This is a genomic window from Mesorhizobium sp. L48C026A00, from assembly GCF_000502375.1.
GTDB classification, from domain to species: domain Bacteria; phylum Pseudomonadota; class Alphaproteobacteria; order Rhizobiales; family Rhizobiaceae; genus Mesorhizobium; species Mesorhizobium muleiense.
In genome coordinates this window covers 166464-187300 of record NZ_AYWU01000006.1, presented here as the reverse complement: position 1 = coordinate 187300, position 20837 = coordinate 166464, and the positions used below count along the sequence as shown (strand labels likewise).

Below are 20837 nucleotides of genomic sequence, written 5' to 3'. Positions count from 1 at the left end.
AACTTTCGTGTCGTTTCGCGACCTGTTATGCGATGACTGAACCTCGCCATCGAACCAGCTTTTGCCGCCTCGCGATTTCGTTTCGCCTGTTCGGATCAGGATATCTGTTGGAACACGGCGGAGAAGGTATATCGGCCGGTGTAGCGCGGCGCCCTCTCCTTCTCCCCTTGTGGGAGAAGGTGGCCTCGCGAAGCGAGGTCGGATGAGGGGTGCTGGAAGGATCGCTATATCGAGGAAGTAAGCACCTAAAATTCCACGACATTTTCCTCGCCGCGTTTCTTCCAGCACCCCTCATCCGTCTCGGCGCTACGCGCCGATCCACCTTCTCCCACAACAAGGGGAGAAGGTCACCAGCAGGTCCTGGCCGGCGCGGCTCATCCGGCGTCGATCTTCTCCATGAACTGACCGAGCTGGTCCGGGTCCATATGCACCACATGCTTGTCTTCGGGATAGGCTAGGCTGTTGACGTCGGCGACATATTCGGAAAAAGCAGCGATGCGTTCCGCCTGCAGGCGGTCATATTCGGCGGCGAAATTGCGATAGACCTTGGAATGGCGCGGCATGTGGCCACAGTTCTGGCCAAGGATGTCGTCGGCGAACAGATATTGCGCGTCGCAGCCGGTGCCGGCCCCCATCGACAGCATGATCAGCGAGGTGCGTTCCGAAATCGCCTTGGCTACCTCGACCGGCACGACTTCGATCTCGGCGCCGATCGCGCCGGCCGCTTCGTATTGCTTGACTGCCTCGAAAATCTGCATGGCGCTGTCGGCGGTTTTGCCGACAGCCTTGAAGCCGCCGGTCCAGGTGGCGCGCGACGGGATCAGGCCGACATGGCCGATCACCGGGATATTGTCATCGGCCAGCCGTTTGACAGTGGCAAAGCCGGCGCTGCAATAAACCGCGTCGGCGCTCGCCTTGTAGAGCCGGAACGCCCAGCGGACGAAATCGTCGGCTGTGCCGATCTCGTAGAAATTGTCGCCCGGCATGGTGAACAGGCTGGGTGCGGCATCGCGATATTGCGGATCGAGCACCAGTTCCGGCGGCACCGAGACAATGTCGACCCCGGCTCGTTCGGCGGCCTCGGCCTCGTCCATCGTCAGCACCCGCAGCATGGTCAATTGCCGCTTGCCCTTCATGGCACGCAGGTCTGCCACCGTCGGTCTTTTCCGGCTCATCGATTTGGTCCCTTTTGTTACGTGAATGGAAGGCCGGTCAGGCGATCTGGATCATCACCTTGCCAGCTTCGACCTTCACCGGATAGGTCTGCAGATTGACGCAGACCGGCGCGCCCTTGGCCTGGCCGGTCTTGTAGTTGAAGCGGCCATTGTGCTTGGGACATTCGATGATGTCGTCCATGACAAGCCCATCGGCCAGATGCGCCTTTTCATGTGTGCAAAAGCCGTCGGTGGCGAAGAATTCGTCATCCGGCGAACGGTAGATTGCGAAGCTGCGGCCGCCATGGTCGAAGCGGATGACATCCTCTTCGTCGACATCGTCCACGGCGCACGCCTCGACCCAATCGGCCATCTCTATTTCTCCCGAAATTTCGCCTTGCTGTGCTGCGCAGTGCTATTCAGCTGCTGCCGACATGTTCACTTCGTGGAACTCGCCACGATAGGGCCGGGCCCTCGGCGGCAGTTCGCGCTTGAGGAAATAGTCCTCGTATTTGAGCTGCCTGAGCAGGACCGGCCAAACCTCGCGATAGGCATGCCACATCGATGGGTTCGGCTCCGGCAGATCGTGTCTGNTAGGGCACCATCGGAAACATGTGATGCTCGACGTGGTAGTTCATGTTCCAGTAGATGAACCGGCTGATCGGGTTCATGTAGACGGTCCTGGAGTTGAGCCGGTGATCGACGACATTGTCGGCGAGGCCGATGTGCTGCAGCAGGCCGGTCAGCACCATATGCCAGGTGCCGTAGAGGCGCGGCCCGCCGATCAGCATCAGCGGTATCCACGACTGCATGAAAACCGCGAGCACGATTGTGGCGATGTAGATGGCGACATGCCAGCGTGCGGCGATGACGGCCTTGTGCTGTTCCATCTCGGGCACGTAGCTTTTCTCGTCCGGCGACAGCTTGCCGAACGCCTGGCGTGCCAGTGCCGGAAGCGAATTGCGAAAGTCGAGGATACCGGTGAAGGCGAGTGCGGTGCGCAGCAGGTCCGGCGGGCGCATCACGGCGATCTCGGCATCGCGCCCGACAATGATCGTGTCGGTGTGGTGGCGGGCATGGCTCCAGCGCCAGGTCATCGGGTTGCGCATCAGCATGAAGCTGGCGATCTGGTAGACGACATCATTCATCCAGCGCGTGCGGAAAGCCGTGCCGTGGCCGCATTCGTGCCAGCGCGAATCGCTGGCGGACGCATAGAGCACGCCATAGACGAAGAAGAACGGCACNCGTGCCGTGGCCGCATTCGTGCCAGCGCGAATCGCTGGCGGACGCATAGAGCACGCCATAGACGAAGAAGAACGGCACGCACCACCAGGTGCCCCAGAAGTAAACGCCGCCGGCGGCGGAGACCAGGATGGCGCCCAGCCAGATGGCCGTGTCGCGGATTGCCGGACTGTCGGAACGTTGCATCAGTTCCTTCATCGTCTTGCGCGGCACATCGGTATGGTACCACTCTGCCGAGGCTAGCCCGGTCTCGATCGCAATCCGCGTGCTTTCGCCGACCAGGCTGTAATCGCGCTTCACCTTGCCAGCCATTGTGACCTCCAATTTCCGAACCGCCGCGAGCCCTCTCCACCCCGGCCAAGGCCAGCCAACCAACTGGTGTTTCGCATCGCCTTCGCCATTGTCACGACCTGCCTCCGAGAACAGGAAAATGACCCGATGGCCGCGGATAATCCTCCCGCGGCTGCCTGGCAATCGCTGCGATCCGGCTCTCGGCACCGGCGATCTCGCCGGCGCCGTCGAGAACCCGAAACACCGCATCGTACGAACGGCTTTCGCCGTGCTGCAGCCAGATCATCTCGCCGCGTTCGCGCGCTGCCAGATTGCCCAGCACATGATGCGTCGACGGCTCGATGCCGAGCGCATAATGCCCAGCCTGGAAATTCTGCCACTCATAGGCGCAAGGCAACTGGTGCTTGCGCGTGACGACTTCGAGACCGAGGCCGAGACGGTCGTTGACCACCGCCACCGGCACGTCGCCGTTGGCGTCGGCGCCGAGTTCGTGCTGCCAGACCTGTTCCGTGAAGCCCGATTGCGGTGCCGGCGCTGTGCGGTAGCCGACCTTCTGCGCCTCATAGCGCTCGCCGGCATGGCCCGCCCAGACGACGTCGCGGATCGGCGCCAGGTAGCGCGAGCCCTCGTCGAGCACCGGATGGCTGACATTGATGTGATAAAAGTACATATGCGGCGTGAGGCTAAAACCGTGATTGACGACGCGGTCCGAAAGCCGGATCTCGTTGCTGCCGACATCGGCCTCGATCCGCCGCAGCAGATGCAGATCCTCGCCGAACACCGTCGACTGCTGGACGATGCCTTCGGCCCACAGCACGCAGCGGTCGCCGTCCCATGTCTCGCCATAGCCGGTCAATCGCGCCGGGATGGTGCTGACGCGGCCATGCAGCGAATGGCGCACCGTCTTCTTCGGTGGATAGTTGTAGCTGTCGGCGGGGACCTCGTTCATGAACAATATATGGTCAAGGCCGCAGGTCAGCAGCAGGCCGGAAAACGACCGCGCCCAGGCCAGCCCCTCCTCGCCTTCATATTCGTGCAGGCCGGGATGGCGAAAGCCGCTCGGCGAATGCCAGCCGATCGCCTGGCCCTTGAAATCGCAATCGGCGATGTCGAGCGCCCGGTCGACCAGCGCGGTGAAGCGCAGGCCGGAGCCGGTGCGGAATTCGAGCATGCGGATGCCGCGCTCCACCCCGTCGCCGAGCGTCATCAGCCGCACGCCGGCGAATTGCGACAGCATGCCGGACCGCTCCGAGACCTGCCGGCGCGAAAGCGTCTTGCCGTAAAGCTCTACCATGTGACGGCCAGTTCCTTCACTTCGCTCTCGTCTCCTTGAGCAGGGCCGACATGTCGGCGCCGGTGATGATGCTCTCCACCGTCAGCAGGTCGGTATCGGCGACCGTCTGCTCGGCGACGATCTCGCCGCGGCGCATGACGATGACACGGTCGGCGACCTGGAAGACGTGGTGGATGTTGTGGGTGATCAAAAGCACCGAATGGCCGGCGGCGCGCATCTCCTTGACGAAACGCAGCACACCGTGCGTTTCCTCGACGCCGAGATTGTTGGTCGGCTCGTCGAGGATGATGACCTTGGCGGCAAACTGCATGGCCCGCGAAATGGCGATCGACTGGCGCTCACCGCCCGATAGCGTGCTGACCAGCGCATCGGCGTCGAGTTTTTTCGAGATGCCGACGCGCTTCAAAAGCGCCGCGGCGGCATCGCGCAATTTGGCGAGGTCGAGCGGCGCGAACACGCCCAGCCATTTCAGATTGACCGGCTCGCGGCCGAGAAAGAGATTGCGCGCGATGCTCAGATCCGGCGCCAGCGAGGTATCCTGGTGGATGGTCTCGATGCCGAGATCCATCGCGTCGCGCGTCGAGCGGATCGAGACTTTTAGGCCGCGCACATAGATGTCACCGCGGTCGACGGGGAAGACGCCGGAGATCGCCTTGATCAACGTCGATTTGCCGGCGCCGTTGTCGCCGAGCAAGGCCACCACCTCGCCCTCGTTGAGCGTGAAGGAGGCGCTCTTCAGGGCGCGGACGCTGCCGAAGGATTTTTGCAGATTGTGCAGCCGAAGCACTTCCATGGTCAGCTCCTGGCGGCGTTCTTCTGCAGCAAAGCGTGCAGGATGAGCATGGCAAGGATGATGACGCCGACGAAGATATTGTAGGCGAGGCCGGGCACGCCGATCAGCACGATGCCGTTGCGGATGCTGCGCAGCATCAGCGCGCCGACGATGGTGCCCAGGATGGTGCCGCGCCCGCCGGTCAGCGCCGTGCCGCCGACCACCACCATGGCGATCACTTCGAGCTCGTATCCGGTACCGGCTACCGGCGAGGCGGCCGAGATGCGGAACGCACTGATCATGCCGGCCAGACCCGCCAGCACTGAGGTCAGGATGAACAGCCAGACCTTGACCGCATCGGCCGGCACGCCGCGCGCCACCGCAGCGTTGCGGTTCGAACCGATGGCGCTGATCCAGTTGCCGAGCTTGGCGTAGCGCAGCACGTAGATCGCCAGCAGCGACAGGCCGATGAACCACCACAGCGAGGTATAGAAACGGAACGTTCCGATATTGAAGCTGCCGGCCAGCAGTGTCACGAAAAAGCCAGGCTGGTCCCAGGATTTCAGCGGAAAGCCTTGCGTGATGTAGAGCGCAGCACCTCGCACGACGAGCAGCATCGAAAGCGTCACCAGGAACGAGGAGATGCCGATCTTGGTGACGATCAGCCCGTTGACCGCACCGATCGCTATGCAGAGCAGCAGGCCGGCAAGCAGCGCGATGCCGATATCGAACCCGCCGTTCTGCACCAGCAGCATGACGACGACCGGCGCCAGACCGAACACGGCGCCGACCGAAAGGTCGAACTCGCCCGCCGTCAGAAGCAGCGTCATGCCGAGCGCTATGATGCCGAGTTCGGGCAGGAACGCCATCATGTTGGAGATGTTGAGCGGCGACAGGAAGTTCGCATCGGCGATCGCGAACACCGCCAGCAGGACAATCAGGATGACGAGCGAAGAGAATTGCGGCGAGCGGATCAGGCTCGACCTGCGTTTGGAGCGCGGCATTTCCTGTTCTGCGGCAATAGTCATGACTGCTTGGACCATATCTCGGGGTGACGCCCGCCGCCTGCGCAACGGGCGTCAGTTTCAATCACTTGTCGTAGAGTTTCAGGATCGGTTCGACGCTCGATGCGTCGTAGAGGCTGAAAGTGTGGATATCGTAGCCGATCGGTTCGCCCGCGGCGGCAAGCCCGAGCAGCGCCACCGGCATGAAGCCCTGCGCCGACGGGAACTGCCAGGCAGCCGCGTTGACGAACCCGGTCTTGACGGCTTCGGCGGTTTCCCTGGAATTGCCCCAGCCGACGACCGGGATCTTGCCAGCCGGCACGCCGGCGCCGTCGAACACCCGCTTGACGCTGGCCGCCACGGAATCGCCTAGCGCGATGATTGCCGGCGGATTGTTGGCGACCATGTAGTCGGTCATCTTGGCGATGATGCCGGCCGGATCGGTACCGCAATCGACCACGTCGTACTTGATGCCGAGCGGATCGAAGACGCTGGCGATGCCTTCGGTCTCGAGCTGCTGATAGCTGGCGCCCGGCACCTCGACCGGCAGGAACACCTTGTCGCCCTGCTTCACCATCTTGTGGTCGACCAGATATTTCGCCCAGATGACGCCGGCTTGCCTGAGGTCGGCGCCGACATAGGCCTGCCGGCCGGTCGCCGGATCGTCGGTATTGAAGAACACGATCGGGATGCCGGCCGCCTTGGCTGCCTTGACCTCATCGGTCCACAGGCCGGGCTGCGCCGAGGTGGTGGCGATGCCGTCCGGCTTGGCGGCAAGTGCGGAGTTGAAGGCCTCCTTCTGCGCGGCCATGTCGCCGCCGCTGAACGAGATCTTGCAGGTCACCTTGAGCTGGTCGCAGGCCTTGGTCGCGCCTGCATTCCAGTCGATCCAGAAGGCGTCCGACGGGCCGCCATGCGACAGCAGGTAGAACGTCTTCTGAGCATCCTGCGCCAGCGCCGGTGCAGCCAGTGCAACACCGGCGAACACGGTCGCCGCAGCCGCGATTTTCGATACGAATCTCAACATTCTCTTCCTCCCTTTTTTGTGGCCGTCACAGTCCGTTGGCGCGGAATTTCTCGTCGAGGAATTTCTTGGCGCGCGGCACGTCGTCCTCCGAAAGGTGCTCGATGATGACCGGGATGTTCGGGTGCTTTTCGGCCAAACGCTTGAGATAGAGGTCGTAGTTCAGCGAACCGAGGCCGGGCGCCGGCAGCTCGATCTCGCCGACACCGCGAAAAGTGTGGCTTTCCAGCGCGTCCTCGTCGCCGATATCGGCGTGCTTCTCCGACTTGTCGCCGCCCGAGCGCTTGACGTCCTTGGCGTGGGCTATTTTGATCTTGTCGGTCAGGGTGTCGAATACCTGGTTCAGGATCTGGTCCATCCTGTCGATGTTATGGGTCTCGAAATAGTTGGTCGGATCCATCAACAGGCCGAGGCCGGGATGGTCGACCTGCGCGAACATCTTCACCGTCTCCTCGACCGAGCCGACGACATTGTTGACATAGGTTTCGAGCAGGAACACCGCGCCGTGGTCGTAGGCGGTCTGGGCAAGGTCGGCGATGACCTTGCGGCATTCCTCAAAACCTTCCTCGGTCTTGTTCTTGGGATGGTGCACCCAGTCGGATTCGGTGTTGTAGGTGCCGGTTTCCGAGATCACGTAAGGCGTGCCGAATTCGCGCGCATTGCGGATGATCTCCTTGAGATAGCCGACGCGCCTCTCGCGCTCGCCCATGTCCGGATGAATGATGTTGGTGTAGCCCGACACGCAGCACACCGGCAGGTTATGGTCGCGAAACGTGTCGCGAACTGTCCTGGCCTTTTCCTTGGTGATCTGCCCGACCGACAGGTCGATATCCCTGAAATGCAGGTCGAGCTGCACCGTGTTGAAATCGAGCGCGCGGATCTTCTGCGCGGTTTCCTTGAGGCCGTACGGGAAATAGCCCGTGAAGATACCTGCCTGCATCATGATATGAAATCCTCCCTGTAAGCGATTCAGTTGATTGGGTTTATCGAGATTTCGGACAGCTTGACCGTGCGGCGCTCGTCGATCGAGCGATAGCCGGCTTCGATCAGCGCCATGGTCTTGGCGTTGTCGGCGACGGAAAGTGCCGGCGGCTCACCCGTCTTGACCGCATGCTGGAGTTGCTCCATCACGCCGATGAAGGCATGCGGGAACCACATCGTCTCCCAGCTGGGTGTCACCCATTCGCCGCCGGTGGTCTCGGTCGAGGCATAGGTCAGCGTTGAGGCCGAACCCGTCGGCCAGCCGATCGTGCCCTTGGCGACGCCCTTGGTGCCGTCAACGCGCCAGTTGATGTGCTGGTCGTCCCTGTAGCCGTCCTGGCGCGGGCCGGACCAGACATCCTCCAGCGATACGGCGAGCACGCCGGACGGAAATCGCATCGTCGAGACGGTGATGCCGTCGGAATGGTCGAAACGCGTGCGCGGGTCCTTGCGGGTCAGCGTGGTGATCTCGTCGGGATCGCCGAACAGGAAACGCAGCACGTCGAGATGATGGACGCTCATGTTGGCGAGCGTCAGCCGGTCATAGTCCTCGAGAAATGTCTGCCAGTGCGGGATCGCATGCATGTCGATCTGCGCGAAGACGATGTCGCCGAGCGCGCCGCTGTCGATGATCTGCTTCAGCACCCGCATCGACTGGTCGTAGCGCATGTTCTGGTTGACCGAGAGGATCTTGCCGGCCCTGGCCGCCTCGTCACGCAGTTTGACCGCTTCATCGAGCGACAGCGCCAGCGGCTTTTGCGCCAGGATCGCCTTGATATGCTGCTGCTTCAGCGCATGGCGGATCAGTGCCGGCTGCTGGTCCGGCGGAAACGCAAGGTCGATGATCTCGACATTTTTGTCCTCGATCAATTGTTCCGGCGTGTCGTGGACGGTCGGTATCTCCCAGCGCCTGGCGACCTTCTCGGCGCTGGCCTTGGTCCTGGAGGCGATCGACACCACGGGAAAACCAGCTTCCTGGTAGGCCGCAAGGTGACATTCGGCCATGATCATGCCGGCGCCGACGCAGCCGATCCTGTATTCCCTGGTGCGGACTTTAACGTCCGGCTCGAAGTCCTTGCCCGCTATTCCTTCGCCAGCCATCTGATCCTCCCGAAGCTCGTTTCTTAGAACCGCTGTCATCGTGCCAGCGCTGCCCCGCTTTGCCCAAAATAATGCACCCTGCCCGGCTCGCAGGATATCGCCACCATCGCGTCCGGCCTGATGTCGGGCTGGCCGCGCAGCAGTGCCCGCAGACGCGCCTGCCCGGCGGCGAGTGTCACCACGGTGTAGCCGCCGAGCGGCTCGACCTCGAACACTCGCGCCGGGCGGCCCGCGCGCCCAACCGACATTCCATCATCCGATATTTCCCCATCCTGCCAGGGCCTGACCTTGATGTCTTCCGGCCTGAGCCCAATCTCGACGGCATCGGCCGGCGCCGCCTTGTCCGCGATGCGGATCGTGCCTTCGGCCGCCTCCATGCCTTCCGCGCCGCGCACCGACTTCAAGATGTTCATCATCGGCGAACCGAGCAGCCGCGCGACATAGGTGCTGGCCGGCCGATCATAGATCTCGGCCGGCGCGCCGGTCTGCCTGATCCTGCCGTTTTCCAGAATGGCGATACGGTCGGCGACAGACATCGCCTCTTCCTGGTCATGCGTGACATAAATCAGCGTCTTGCCGAGCTCACGCTGGATGCGCTTCAGCTCGACGCGAGTCTCCTCGCGAAGCCTGGCGTCGAGCGCCGAGATCGGATCGTCCATCAGATAGGCATTGGGGTCGCGCACCAGCGCCCGAGCGATCGCCACGCGCTGCCGCTCGCCGCCCGAAAGCTGCGCCGGCGGCTTATGCAGGATGTGGCCGATATGCAGCTTGGCCGCGACGTCTGCGACACGCTTTTCGATTTCGGCCTCGGCGACCCGGCGTTCGACGAGGGGAAAGCGGACATTGTCGCGCGCGCTCATATGCGGAAACAGCGCCAGGTTCTGGAACACCATGGCGACATTGCGTTCGGCCGGCGACACCGTGTTGACCGGCCTGCCGCCGATCAGGATTTCGCCGGCGTCCGGCGTCTCCAGCCCGAGCACCAGACGCAGCACCGTCGACTTGCCCGATAGCGGCGGGCCGAAGAAGCAGAAGAACTCATTGTCGTTGACAGTGAACGAGGCGTCGTCGACGGCGAGCGTTTCGCCATAGCGTTTCGTCACATTGCGGAAGATGATATCGGCCATGGTCTCAGCCCGCCTTCATGGCAAGGCCGGTGGCGGCGTCGAACACACGCACGGACGCCTGGGCCGGCGCGACAACCGCTGTCTGCCCGATCGCCAGCCCGACGTCATTGTCGAACACCGCCTTCACCGTGCTCTCGCCCTGGCCGAAATGGACGATGGTGCGCGCGCCGATGCGCTCGACGAACGTTACCGGCATAGACAGGCCGCGGTCTGAGAGAATCACCTGCTCAGGCCGAAAGCCGTAGAGCACATCTTCGCGCGCGGCCCTCACCGCCGGGGCGAGATTGTCCGGCAGCGGCGGCGTGACACCGATCGGCCCGAGATCGATGACCAGGTCACGGTCGCTTTCCGCCGGCCTGCCCTTGAGCAGGTTCATGCCCGGCGCACCGATGAAGCGGGCAACAAAGACATTGGCCGGATCGTTGTATACCTCGAGCGGCGTGCCGACCTGCTGCAGCACGCCATGGTCCATCACCGCGATGCGATCAGCCATGGTCATCGCTTCGAGCTGGTCGTGGGTGACATAGACCATGGTCTGCCGGAACTGACGCTGCAGCTGTTTCAATTCGGTCCGCATGACAGCCCGGAAGGCGGCGTCGACATTGGACAGCGGCTCGTCCAGCAGGAAAATCGCCGGCTCCATGATCGCCGAACGGCCGATCGCCACGCGCTGCAATATGTTGACCGACAGCCTGTCGGCCTTGCGGTCGAGCAGCGGAGTCAGTTGCAGCATCTCGGCGATCGCGCCCACGCGGTGGTCGATCTCTGCCCTCGGAGCGCCGCGCATTTTTGGGCCGTAGGCGAGGTTCTGCCGCACGCTCATATGGGTGAAGATCGCATAGTTCTGGAAGACGAAGCCGACGCCGCGCCGCCCCATCGGCACGCCGGCCATGTCGCGCTCGCCGAACACGATCTTGCCGCTGGTCGGCTCTTCCATGCCGGCGATCATGTTCATCGTCGTCGACTTGCCGCAGCCCGACGGCCCAAGCAGCGCCATGAACTCGCCGTCGGCGATGGCAAGATCCATCGTCTTCAAGGCGGTAAAGTCGCCGAACTTCTTGACCAGGTTCTGCAGATGGATCGCGCTCATGCCGGCACCTCCCGCGCCCGGGCCATGCGCTTCATGGCAAACACCGCGGCGATGGACAGCACGATCAGGATGGCCAGCGCGATCGCCGCGACATAGCCCCAGATCAGGTCCTGGGTGGTGAGCTTGTAGATGTAGACGGAAATGGTCTCGGTGGCGACGCCGGGACCGCCGCCCGTCATGATGTAGAGCGTGTCGAAGATCTTGAAGTTCTCGATGACCCTGATTGCCAGTGCGATGATGATGATCGTCTTCATCTTCGGCAGCACGATGGTGACGAAGCGCTGCCAGGGATTGGCGCCAAGCAGCGTCGCCGCTTTGATCTGGTCCTCGGGCACGCCGACCAGGCCGGCAAGCAGGATGAGGAACATCAGCGGCGTCCATTGCCAAATGTCGGCGAGCATGACGGCGATGAGCGCCAGCGTCGGGTCCGACAGCCAGGCGATGGTGACGGGAAAGCCTGATAGCGCCGACAGGATGTCGTTGACCGGTCCGCCTGACTGGAACAGCATGAAGAACATGTAGCCGGCCACCGCCGGCACCACCATCATCGGCATCAGCAGGATCGAATAGAAGATCCGCTTGCCCGGGAACTCGTCGGCAAACAGCGTGGCGAGTGCCAAGCCGAGCAGGAATTCCGCCGGCACGCAGACGATCATGACGATGGCCGTTCTCTTGAGCGCGCTCCAGAAGCGCGCGTCGGCGGCAACGTCGGTGTAGTTGGCGAAGTTGTTCCACAGCGACCAGGCGCTCCACCAGCCGAGGCCGGACAGCGGCGACCAGTCGGTCAGGCTGATATAGAGCTGCATCAACAGCGGAAACACCGCGATGAACAGCACCAGGATCTGCGCCGGCAGTGTCAGCCGGAAACCGAGCTTTACCCCTTCGTCCCGAAGGGGCGGCTTTGCCTGGACGGTTTTCATCACGTCCTCCGGAATCGTGGCAGTGACCGCGCTCATTGCTTGAGCGCCCCGAAGGTCAGCCCGCGCACCAGATGGCGCTGGATCGCGATGCCCAGGATGACAGGCGGCACCGCCGCGATCAGGCCGAGTGCCGCCTTGGCACCGTAGAGCTGGCCGGTCATCGAAGACGACAGCGAGGCCATGTAGACCGGCACCGTCACCCATTCGCGTGTCGTCAAAAGCAGCGCGATCAGATAGTCCGACCAGTTGAGGATGAAGACGAACAGCGCGGCACTGGCCAGCGGCGCGCGCATCATCGGCAGCGTGATGCGGGTGAAGACGCGCAATCGCGAGCAGCCCTCGACCAGCGCCGCTTCCTCGATCTCGCGCGGCATGTCGTCGAAGAACGTCTTCATCAGCCAGAACGCAAAGGGCAGCGTGACGATGCCGTAGATCAGCGACAGCCCCCACCAGCTGTCGGTAAAGTTGAGAAAGGCCCACATGATCATCACCGGGGTCATCACCGCCATCGGCGGAAACAGGCGGAGCTGGATCAGCGCCAGCGGCAGGTTCTGGCCCGAGCCGAAGCGCGACAGCCCGTAGGCCGCCGCGGTGCCCGCCAACATGGCGATCGCCGTTCCGAACACCGCCGACAGCAGCGATGACAGGATCGGTTTTAGGGCGGTACGGTCGAGCGCGACGATCAGGTTGTTGGTCGATTCACCGAAGACGAAGCGGAAATTGCTGAGCGTCGGGTTCTTCGGCCACCAGGTTAGGTCGGCGCCGGTCGCCGACCATTCGGCAATCGGCTTGAAGGCCATCGAGACCATCCACAGGATCGGCACCAGCGTCACCGCCATAGCAGCAAGGATCGCTGCATAGCGGAATATTTCGAAAGGAACGGAACGCTTCATTTTGCAGCTTTGCTGGTACCATCGTTTGCGGAGGGGAAGAGCAAACTCCTCCCCTCCATTCGTATGCTGGGAGGAGGATCAGCTGATCGGATCGAGAACGGTGGGCCAGGCCTCCTTGTTGGTCTTGATGGCTTCGAGAAGCTTCTCCTCGCCGGTGCGGCGGGCGATCTTCTTCCATTCGGCCTCAGTGTCGACCATCGCCTGCTCGGGGGTCTTGGCCTTGGTCAGCGCGGCGACGAGGTTCTCGTCCAGCGCGTTGTGGAAGGCGGTGGCGCCGGGATAGTTAATGGTCGGGACGGTGCGGGCAACCGTCTCGCGCACCACATCCATGTGGTAGGCGTGATAGGTCTGGCGGACCAGCGGGTCGGAGAAATCCGACAGCCGGAACGGATCGAAATAGCCGCCCGGATTGGCGGTCATCCAGGCATAGATGCGGCTCGAACCGAGCCACTGCAGGAACAGGTAACAGGCCTCCGGATTCTTGGCCTGCGACGAGACCGAGGCCGACAGATTGAGCCACAGCACCGAGCGGCTGATCAGCTTGCCGTCGATCTCGCGGCCGGGCGGCAGCATCGAGCCGATCTTGCCGGTGACGGCTGAATCCTTGTTGCCGGCATTGTCCAAAAATTTCGGCAGGTTGGAGAAGGCGCAGGTCATCGCGGCGCCGCCCTTGGCAAAATTTCCGTACTGCTCCGGCCAGCCCCAAGAGATCGCATCCGGCGAATGGTGGGCCAGCGACGCGATGTACTCGTTAACAGCGGCAATGCCTTGCTGCGAATTGATCAGCGGCTTGCCGGTATCGTCGAACAGGAACTGATTTGGCGAAGCCATTGAAACATAACGCTGATACCAGTTAGTGTAGCCCCAGCCCTGGTTGCGCAGATCGGTCGAACCGAACAGGCCCTTGTCCGGGCGATGGAAGAAGGCGGCGATCTCGTCATGCTGCTTCCAGGTCTTCGGCGGTGCCAGTCCATAGCCATGCTTGTCGGAGAAGGCTTTCTTCTCGGCCGCGTCACCGAACAGATCGGTGCGATAGACCCAAGTCTGGAAATCGCCGTCCAGCGACACGCCATAGGTCGAGCCGCGATACTGGTTGAGGAGCGAGACGCCCTTGGCGCCGTCGACATAGCCGCGCTCGGGGTCGTCCCATTCCGGCTTGTACTGGGCGACGAAGTCGTCGAGCTTCAGGATGCCGCCGGTTTCGGCGAGGTCGCCGAGACGGTTCCATTCCACCGCGTAGATGTCATAGGCCCCACCCTTGGTGGAGATGTCCTGCATCGTCTTGGTGAATTCCTGGCCGTTCGGCACGCCGACGATCTCGATCGGAATGCCGGTTTCCTTCTCCCACAGATCCTTGATCGAGGGCGCGCCGGCGGGAAATTGCTGCGTCAGTTGGCCGATCGAGCCGTCGGACAGGCCAAGCACAATCTTGGCCGGGGCCTTGCCGGCCCCCTTCATCGCCTTGGCCGCCTCGATGGCGCGGCCTTCCGGCGTGTCGGGCCCATATTGATAGCGCTCCGAGCCGTCGAAGCCGGTCGGGCCGCCGATCATGCCCGGCGCCAGCGCATCGGCCGCGTAGGCGCGGCTGGGGCGGATGAATTTCGGTGCGATACCTGCGGCGGCAACAAGCACGGCCGCCTTTCCACCGGACGCCAGCAGACGGCGCCGCGACATGCGGATCATATCAGACATTGGAAGTCCTCCCTCGAGGGCTTGTTCCTCCACGGCCCTCATGATGGATATTGACGGCAGTATGGGAAGGCTGTCAACATCATAAATAATCAAAACACATCATAACATCGCAATTGAGGGGAGAGGATGCAGTCCAGCGAGGTCAGCCAACGGCACCTAGTGCTTGAATTTGAGGGACCGAGCGCCGCGCCGATCCTTTTCGGCCCGGCTCGACGATTTGGTGTAGCGCGCCGGCTTGCGCATCGGCTCAGGCCGGATACATCATTTCCCATCAGAATCGCGGATGGCATGAAGCCGTCGTCCGGCATTCGAACCATTGAGCGCGCGATTTTGATGCGCGTAGCGCGCAAGCAGTGAGGTGATCGACTGTGCGGTCCACCCTGACAGACATAGCCCGGGAAGCCGGCGTTTCAGCCGCGACGGTCGATCGTGTGCTCAACAACCGCGCCGGGGTCAGGGCGCGCACCCGCGAGGTCGTGCTGGAAACGGCGCAGCGGCTGGGCTACATCGCTGAGAATTCGAACAGCCCCACCACGCGCCACGCGCTGTCCGGTGATGTGATACGGCTCGACTTCGCCCTGCCCGCCGGCACCAATTCCTTCATCAAGATGCTGCACCGGCACATCGAGGCGCAGGCGCAATCGCGGCCAGACCTCGATGTTCGCGTCGCCACGATCGAAGGCTTCAATCCCGACCGGCTTGCCCGCCTGCTGCAGGAATTGCGCGGCCAGACGCAGGGCGTCGGCGTCATCGCGCTCGATCACCCGACGGTCCGCGAGGCGATCCGTTCGCTGTCGGCCAGCGGCGTCAAGGTCGTCACGATAGCGTCCGACATCCTGCACGTGCCGAGGGTCGCCTATATCGGCATCGACAACCGCGCCGCCGGCCGGCTCGCCGGCTATCTGCTCAACCGCTTCATGGGCGCCGGTCGTCCGGGCAAGGTCGCGCTGTTCGCCGGCTCGCTCTCCTATCGCGGCCATGAGGAACGCGAGATGGGGTTCCGCCACATATTGACGGAAGAATCGCCCAATCTGCAGATCGTCGAGATGCGCGAGATGCTCGACGACCGGGAAAAGGCCTATGCGGAGGCCTCCGCCCTGCTGGACCGGCATCCGGACCTGGCCGCGATCTACAATGTCGGCGCCGGCAACACCGGCATCGCCCGCGCGCTCAAGGAGCGAGTGCGGGCGCTGTCGACCGTGTTTCTCGGCCATGAAGTGACCGAAGGCACCAAGGAGCTTTTGCTCGACGGCACGCTCGATGCAGTGATCGACCAGAACCCGCGCGTCGAGGCCCGCGAAGCGCTCAACACCTTGACCCACGCGATCAGGGGCTTGCCCTACGAGTTGCACCAGCCGAGGCTGCAGGTGATCTTCAGGGAAAGCATCCCGGAGATCTGAACGGAAGGGTCCCGGGATTACCCGGGAAAGAGAGGCAGCGCCAGCAGGTGCAGGCTGTGGCGCTGCGGCGATCAAGGTAATCTTGAGCTCAATGCGTGCGGACTGTTGTCTTCGGGACGACGACGACCGGGATCGCCTCCGCATGGCCGACCGGCTCGGCGTTCGGCTGGTTCGCGGCGGAAGCAGCTGCCGCCAGGATCGTTCGCGAACACTGGCGCGGCACGCTCGGACTTGGCCGCGACGAGACGCTGGCGGCGGCCTACTGGCGACGTGGCACGGCAGGACTGATGGCCGGCTGAAAAAGACTGTTTTGATGGCGAATGCAACGCAGGCGATCCCCCTCTCCCCGTTCTTCACGGGGAGAGGGTAAGGGTGAGGGGCAGCGCGAACGTTGAGTAGAAATTCCGACGCTGGTGCTGCCCCTCATCTGCCTGCCGGCATCTTCTCCCCGTGGAAAACGGGGAGAAGGGGCTAGCCGCGACCCGACGCGACAATTCCCAATCACTCACTTTAGATCATTGCCCAATATTGACGATCGCCCGGTCATCCTCGCCGAGGCCGATCGCGATCCGGTCGCCGGAGACAATGCCCGATATGTCGCAGACGACCAGCGGCATGCTGATTTCGTAGAGGAACTCGGCGACGATGGCGCCGACGGCCAGGATCGGATCGGGCCGCTGCAGGATGATGCCGGCCGGCGCCGTGCCCCGGCGGATCGCCTCGGCCAGGACCGAAGACGAGGACGACGATCCCCGCCCGGATGCCATCACCAGGATCTTACCGGCGACGTTGCCGCCCGGGTGCGAACGGTCGATGATGTCGCCCGTTTCGGCATCGACGCCGCCCCAGAAGCTGAGCGCATGCGACAGCACCAGCGCCGATCCCTGCGCCTCGCCGGCAAGCTGGAACGTGCCAACTCTGTTCTGCGCTCGACTGTCCTGTTGGCTCATCGCGCGCCTCGCACGACGCGGCCGGCAGCGGCCGAGCGAACGCAGTCTTCCAGGTCGCCGAAGGCCACCGACACGCCGATATTGCCCGGCGCATAGTGCGCCCATTTGCCGGAATTGGTCATCACCACGCCGTCGAGACGCTCGAGCACCGAGGTGACATAGGTGCAGGTATCTGTAACCGGAATGAGGCCGAACGCATCCATGCCGGCAAGTTCGCCCTCGTCCTGCAATCTCTTGAAAGTGGCGCGCCCGGTGTTGACGTAGATCGGAATGCCGCTGCCCGGCGCCACCTCGCGCAGCATCGCCAGCAGGCGCTTCCACTCCTCGTGCGAAAAATGCGGCGTGCCGAGCGATACGGCCGCAAGCGGCGCGCCGTCGGGGACGCTCGACAGTTTTGCCAGCGCCTGGTCGATGTCGGCGCGACAGATCCGGATCGTCGCCTCCGGCGCCACGCCGCGAAATGCCTCGTCGAGCGTCCTTGCTTCCGGCGTGATGCCGACCGCATGAAACAGCGCCACCGCACCCGTCGTTGCCGCCGCCGCGCCAAGCGCCTTCAGCTGATCCTCGTCGCGCGGCTGCGGCAGGCCCGATATCACAGGAATGCGGTCGCCACTCGCTTGCCCGATGACCAGCCCGACGCCGACGAACAGGGCATCGGCAGGTTCGAAAGAACCGGTCAGCTCGAACAGGATCTGGCCGCGCCGATTATCGGTCAAGTGCAGTCCCCAGGCCGGCGCGCGACCGGTCATCGCGCAGCACAGATCGATGAAATCGCCATAGCGGTTGGTCCGCGCACCGATCACCGAATTGGCAAAGACGATGGCGTTGGACTCGCCCCAGGCGATCTGCTCGCCAAAGCCCGGCCGGAACCGCGTCTGATAGGGCGCGCAGGTGAAGGTCGCCTCGCAGCCGAGTTTTAGATGCGCCTTCATCAGCCGCCGCGCCGGCACCTCTTGCGCGGCCGGCATCTTCACCAGCCCGGGATGGATGAGGTCGAAGGAACCGACATTGAGTGTTGTTGGCACGCGGACGCGGCCGCCGCCCTCGACCAGCCTTTCGACGAAATCGAGGCTGGCCTGGCCGTGATAGAGGCAGCCGTCGATATGCGCGCCGGCAATGTCCAACAATTTGCGCGCGCCGACGGCGTTGGAAAAGGCGACCAGTATCTTCATCGCTGCGGCCACGGCCCGACCGTGTTCGCCGCCGAGCATCGACTGGTCGCCCGCACTGAGTTCAAGCGTCATCGGGTGTTCCGCTTTCCCGCACTATGCCCGACCATGCTCTCACTGATTGCGGCCCGCCTGGCAAGATCAGTTTGCCGCGATCAGCACCGTGCTCTCCGGCGACCAGCGCAGCACCACTTTTTGCCCCTCCGCCAACCTTTCAACGCCGGTGTTCTGCACGATGACCTTGAGCGTTTGCCCGTCGCGATCGACGAAATAGGTGCTGTTGTTGCCGGCGAAGATGCGCTTGGATACCTGGCCGCGGAGCATATTGGCGTTCGGATCGGACGTCCCCGAATCGGTGGCGATGCGGATGCGTTCGGGCCGCACCGCGCAGCTGGCCCTGACGCCGGCGGCAAGCGTCGCGCCTGCCGCGGCGGCGATCGCCGTGCCGTCCGGCAGCCGGATGCCGGCGCCGGGGGTCTCGCCGNTCTTCCTGGTCGTGGGTGACGAAGATGGTGGTGATGCCGATCTCGCGCTGGATGCGTTTCAGCTCGATCTGCATGTCGACGCGCAGCGCCTTGTCGAGCGCGCCCAGCGGCTCGTCGAGCAGAAGCACGCGCGGCTTGGTGACGATGGCGCGGGCCAGCGCGACGCGCTGGCGCTGGCCGCCCGACAGCTGGTGCGGGCGGCGGCCGCCGAGCTTGCCGAGCTGCACCAGGTCGAGCGCGCGCTGCACCTCGCTGGCTATCGTTGCCTTGGCTTGCCCGCGCACCGACAGGCCGAAGCCGACATTGTCGGCGACGCTCATATTGGGAAACAGCGCATAGTTCTGGAACACCATGCCGATGCGCCGCTTCTCGACCGGCACCCGCTCGACGCTCTCGCCGCCGATGGCGATGCGGCCGGAGTCGGGGAAATCGAAGCCGGCGATCTGGCGCAGGAGCGTGGTCTTGCCGCTGCCCGACGGCCCGAGCAGCGCGTAGAAACCGCCGTCGGCGAAATCGATCGAGACATCGTCCAGCGCCTTGTGCGCGCCAAAACTGCGCGACAAATTCGCTACCTGCACGCCGGCCATTATTTCTCTCCGCCGAATTTGAAGAATTTTGCCGTGAGCAGCATCAGCGCCATCGAGACGACGATGATGATCGTCGAGACGGCATTGATCTCCGGCGTGAAACCCTTGCGGATCGCGGCGTAGATCTCGACCGGCAAGGTCGTCTGGCCCGGCGTCGACAGGAAGTACGAGACCACGAACTGGTCGAACGACACGGCGAAGGCGAACAGCCCGCCGGCGATGACGCCCGGCATGATCCAGGGCAGCGTGACCCGCGAAGTCACCTGCCACTGGTTGGCGCCGAGCGATCGCGCCGCCTCTTCCAGCTCCGGCGCAAAGGTCTGCAGCCGGGCTGAGACGACGACGATGACATAGGGCAGCGCCAGCGCCACATGGCCGAGCAGGATCGCGAACAGCCCACGGCCGATGCCGACGCCGAAGAAGAAGATCAGCATCGCCGTGCCGGTGATCAGCCACGGAATGGCGATCGGTGGAAACAGCAGCGCTTGCAGGACTTTCTTGCCGCGAAATTCATGGCGATAGAGCGCCAGCGATGCCGCCGAGCCGAGCACCGTGGAGATGATGGTGGTGATGATGGCGATCTCCACGCTGTTCCAGGTGGCCGAGATCAGCTGGTCGTTCTGCCACAACGACGCGTACCACTCGGTCGTCCATTCGAACGGCAACTGGTAGAAGGGCGAGACGTTGAACGACATCAGCGCCATGATGATGATCGGGAGGTAGAGAAAGGCGAGCAGCAGCCAGATGTAGAGGCGCCCACACCATTCCAGGATACGCGTCGTCGCCATCACGCGGCCCTCTTCAACACCGGCGACGCCAATGCCAGGATGACCAGCACGACGGCCAGCAGGATAAAGGACAGCGCCGCACCCAGCGGCCAGTTGAACACGGCGACGAACTGGTCCTCGATGACCGTGCCGTAGAAAGTGCCGGTGCGGCCACCGAGAATACGCGGTTCCATGAAGGAGCCGACGACGGGAACGAAGATCAGCGCCGCACCGGCGACCAGCCCCGGCATCGACAGCGGAATGATCACCCGTTTCAGCATTTGCAGCCGCGAGGCGCCGAGCGAGCGCCCTGCCTCGATCAGCGAATCGTCGATGGCCTGCAGCGTCAGGTAACAGGTCAGCACTATGTAGGGCACGTAGGAGTGGACCAGGCCGATGATGACGGCCGGGTAGGAATACATCAGGTCGATGTTGATCTTGAACGGCAGCACGGCGTTGAGTGCGGTGTCGAGAATGCCGCCCTCGCGCAGCACCATCGCCCAGGAGAAGATGCGCACCAGGCCGTTCGACCAGAACGGCAGGATGACGAGCAGGAAGATCGCCTCGCGGCTGCGTCCCCTAAACACCTTGGCCAGCACATAGGCCGCGGGATAGCCGATGACGACGCACCACAGCGTCACCTCGAGCCCGAGCCTGAGCGAGGCCAGCAGCAGCGTCCGGTAGAGGCCTTGCGCAAAGAAGGTGGCATAATTGTCCAGCGTGAACGACCACGCCTTTCCCGACAGCGGCAGCTCGGTCATGAAGGAGAAAAACACCATGGCCGACAGCGGCAAGAAGATCGCCACCGTCAGCCAGAGATAGGCCGGCACAAGCAGCGGCAAAGCCGATCGCAATCCGCTCCTCGAACCGGTTGCGACCTGTCCAGCCATATGT

General features: G+C 63.3%; 19 protein-coding genes and 2 pseudogenes. 2 read left to right on the top strand and 19 right to left on the bottom strand.

Features of this window, described 5'->3' with window-relative positions:
- Positions 1-374: 374 nt before the first annotated feature.
- From X738_RS54965 to X738_RS54900, 14 genes and pseudogenes are all read right to left on the bottom strand, one after another.
- On the bottom strand, positions 375-1175 hold the full coding sequence (locus X738_RS54965; protein ID WP_023798634.1) for a 3-methyl-2-oxobutanoate hydroxymethyltransferase: 801 nt from the start codon (positions 1173-1175) through the stop codon (positions 375-377).
- Positions 1176-1212: 37 nt separating this feature from the next.
- On the bottom strand, positions 1213-1527 hold the full coding sequence (locus tag X738_RS54960; protein WP_023798633.1) for a MocE family 2Fe-2S type ferredoxin: 315 nt from the start codon (positions 1525-1527) through the stop codon (positions 1213-1215).
- 42 nt (positions 1528-1569) lie between these two features.
- Positions 1570-2708, bottom strand: a pseudogene (locus tag X738_RS54955) (fatty acid desaturase family protein).
- Between the two features lie 91 nt (positions 2709-2799).
- A complete protein-coding gene (locus tag X738_RS54950) occupies positions 2800-3981 on the bottom strand; it encodes an aldose 1-epimerase family protein (RefSeq protein ID WP_023798632.1) in 1182 nt (393 codons plus the stop codon).
- A gap of 16 nt (positions 3982-3997) precedes the next feature.
- Positions 3998-4780, bottom strand: a complete 783-nt coding sequence (locus X738_RS54945; protein ID WP_023798631.1) for an ATP-binding cassette domain-containing protein — start codon at positions 4778-4780, stop codon at positions 3998-4000.
- Positions 4777-5781, bottom strand: a complete 1005-nt coding sequence (locus X738_RS54940) for an ABC transporter permease (protein ID WP_245277636.1) — start codon at positions 5779-5781, stop codon at positions 4777-4779. The genes X738_RS54945 and X738_RS54940 overlap by 4 nt, the downstream gene beginning before the upstream one ends.
- Before the next feature lie 61 nt (positions 5782-5842).
- Positions 5843-6784, bottom strand: a complete 942-nt coding sequence (locus X738_RS54935; protein ID WP_023798629.1) for a sugar ABC transporter substrate-binding protein — start codon at positions 6782-6784, stop codon at positions 5843-5845.
- 25 nt (positions 6785-6809) lie between these two features.
- Entirely contained in the window at positions 6810-7724 is a 915-nt protein-coding gene (locus X738_RS54930) for a sugar phosphate isomerase/epimerase family protein (RefSeq protein ID WP_023798628.1), read from the bottom strand.
- A gap of 26 nt (positions 7725-7750) precedes the next feature.
- A complete protein-coding gene (locus X738_RS54925; protein ID WP_036269638.1) occupies positions 7751-8863 on the bottom strand; it encodes a Gfo/Idh/MocA family protein in 1113 nt (370 codons plus the stop codon).
- A 35-nt stretch (positions 8864-8898) separates the two neighbouring features.
- Positions 8899-9990 carry an ABC transporter ATP-binding protein gene (locus X738_RS54920; RefSeq protein WP_023798626.1) on the bottom strand — a complete coding sequence of 364 codons (1092 nt, stop codon included), beginning with the start codon at positions 9988-9990 and terminating at the stop codon, positions 8899-8901.
- A gap of 4 nt (positions 9991-9994) precedes the next feature.
- Positions 9995-11080 carry an ABC transporter ATP-binding protein gene (locus X738_RS54915; protein WP_023798625.1) on the bottom strand — a complete coding sequence of 362 codons (1086 nt, stop codon included), beginning with the start codon at positions 11078-11080 and terminating at the stop codon, positions 9995-9997.
- Positions 11077-12036 (bottom strand): carbohydrate ABC transporter permease, encoded by a 960-nt coding sequence (locus tag X738_RS54910; RefSeq protein ID WP_023798624.1) that lies wholly within the window; start codon positions 12034-12036, stop codon positions 11077-11079. Before X738_RS54910 ends, X738_RS54915 begins: the two co-directional genes overlap by 4 nt.
- Positions 12033-12893 carry a carbohydrate ABC transporter permease gene (locus X738_RS54905; RefSeq protein WP_023798623.1) on the bottom strand — a complete coding sequence of 287 codons (861 nt, stop codon included), beginning with the start codon at positions 12891-12893 and terminating at the stop codon, positions 12033-12035. Before X738_RS54905 ends, X738_RS54910 begins: the two co-directional genes overlap by 4 nt.
- A gap of 78 nt (positions 12894-12971) precedes the next feature.
- Positions 12972-14585, bottom strand: a complete 1614-nt coding sequence (locus X738_RS54900; protein ID WP_023798622.1) for an extracellular solute-binding protein — start codon at positions 14583-14585, stop codon at positions 12972-12974.
- A 368-nt stretch (positions 14586-14953) separates the two neighbouring features.
- On the opposite strand from X738_RS54900, the gene X738_RS54895 reads away from it, so the two are divergent.
- Both X738_RS54895 and X738_RS54890 read left to right on the top strand, forming a co-directional pair.
- A complete protein-coding gene (locus X738_RS54895) occupies positions 14954-15985 on the top strand; it encodes a LacI family DNA-binding transcriptional regulator (protein ID WP_023798621.1) in 1032 nt (343 codons plus the stop codon).
- A 95-nt stretch (positions 15986-16080) separates the two neighbouring features.
- Positions 16081-16284: an SIP domain-containing protein gene (locus tag X738_RS54890; protein ID WP_023798620.1), complete on the top strand. Its 204-nt coding sequence runs from the start codon at positions 16081-16083 to the stop codon at positions 16282-16284.
- 216 nt (positions 16285-16500) lie between these two features.
- Here X738_RS54890 and X738_RS54885 read toward each other — a convergent pair whose 3' ends face one another.
- The 5 genes and pseudogenes from X738_RS54885 to X738_RS54865 form a co-directional block, all read right to left on the bottom strand.
- A complete protein-coding gene (locus X738_RS54885) occupies positions 16501-16935 on the bottom strand; it encodes an aconitase X swivel domain-containing protein (RefSeq protein WP_023798619.1) in 435 nt (144 codons plus the stop codon).
- The gene (locus X738_RS54880) at positions 16932-18179 is read right to left on the bottom strand and encodes an aconitase X (protein ID WP_023798618.1); all 1248 of its coding nucleotides are present in this window, start codon (positions 18177-18179) and stop codon (positions 16932-16934) included. The genes X738_RS54885 and X738_RS54880 overlap by 4 nt, the downstream gene beginning before the upstream one ends.
- Before the next feature lie 66 nt (positions 18180-18245).
- Positions 18246-19176: pseudogene (locus tag X738_RS54875) on the bottom strand (ABC transporter ATP-binding protein).
- Entirely contained in the window at positions 19176-19964 is a 789-nt protein-coding gene (locus X738_RS54870; RefSeq protein WP_023798617.1) for an ABC transporter permease, read from the bottom strand. Before X738_RS54870 ends, X738_RS54875 begins: the two are co-directional and overlap by 1 nt.
- A complete protein-coding gene (locus X738_RS54865; protein WP_023798616.1) occupies positions 19964-20833 on the bottom strand; it encodes an ABC transporter permease in 870 nt (289 codons plus the stop codon). The genes X738_RS54870 and X738_RS54865 overlap by 1 nt, the downstream gene beginning before the upstream one ends.
- Positions 20834-20837: the final 4 nt, after the last annotated feature.

What these genes read in the sequence shown, in the direction of transcription:
- X738_RS54870 (WP_023798617.1), bottom strand. Translation starts at nt 19,964, where the DNA reads ATGGCGACGACGCGTATCCTGGAATGGTGTGGGCGCCTCTACATCTGG.
- X738_RS54865 (WP_023798616.1), bottom strand. Translation starts at nt 20,833, where the DNA reads ATGGCTGGACAGGTCGCAACCGGTTCGAGGAGCGGATTGCGATCGGCT.
- X738_RS54885 (WP_023798619.1), bottom strand. Translation starts at nt 16,935, where the DNA reads ATGAGCCAACAGGACAGTCGAGCGCAGAACAGAGTTGGCACGTTCCAG.
- X738_RS54900 (WP_023798622.1), bottom strand. Translation starts at nt 14,585, where the DNA reads ATGTCTGATATGATCCGCATGTCGCGGCGCCGTCTGCTGGCGTCCGGT.
- X738_RS54935 (WP_023798629.1), bottom strand. Translation starts at nt 6,784, where the DNA reads ATGTTGAGATTCGTATCGAAAATCGCGGCTGCGGCGACCGTGTTCGCC.
- X738_RS54915 (WP_023798625.1), bottom strand. Translation starts at nt 11,080, where the DNA reads ATGAGCGCGATCCATCTGCAGAACCTGGTCAAGAAGTTCGGCGACTTT.
- X738_RS54925 (WP_036269638.1), bottom strand. Translation starts at nt 8,863, where the DNA reads ATGGCTGGCGAAGGAATAGCGGGCAAGGACTTCGAGCCGGACGTTAAA.
- X738_RS54940 (WP_245277636.1), bottom strand. Translation starts at nt 5,781, where the DNA reads ATGACTATTGCCGCAGAACAGGAAATGCCGCGCTCCAAACGCAGGTCG.
- X738_RS54920 (WP_023798626.1), bottom strand. Translation starts at nt 9,990, where the DNA reads ATGGCCGATATCATCTTCCGCAATGTGACGAAACGCTATGGCGAAACG.
- X738_RS54960 (WP_023798633.1), bottom strand. Translation starts at nt 1,527, where the DNA reads ATGGCCGATTGGGTCGAGGCGTGCGCCGTGGACGATGTCGACGAAGAG.
- X738_RS54950 (WP_023798632.1), bottom strand. Translation starts at nt 3,981, where the DNA reads ATGGTAGAGCTTTACGGCAAGACGCTTTCGCGCCGGCAGGTCTCGGAG.
- X738_RS54930 (WP_023798628.1), bottom strand. Translation starts at nt 7,724, where the DNA reads ATGATGCAGGCAGGTATCTTCACGGGCTATTTCCCGTACGGCCTCAAG.
- X738_RS54910 (WP_023798624.1), bottom strand. Translation starts at nt 12,036, where the DNA reads ATGAGCGCGGTCACTGCCACGATTCCGGAGGACGTGATGAAAACCGTC.
- X738_RS54905 (WP_023798623.1), bottom strand. Translation starts at nt 12,893, where the DNA reads ATGAAGCGTTCCGTTCCTTTCGAAATATTCCGCTATGCAGCGATCCTT.
- X738_RS54965 (WP_023798634.1), bottom strand. Translation starts at nt 1,175, where the DNA reads ATGAGCCGGAAAAGACCGACGGTGGCAGACCTGCGTGCCATGAAGGGC.
- X738_RS54880 (WP_023798618.1), bottom strand. Translation starts at nt 18,179, where the DNA reads ATGACGCTTGAACTCAGTGCGGGCGACCAGTCGATGCTCGGCGGCGAA.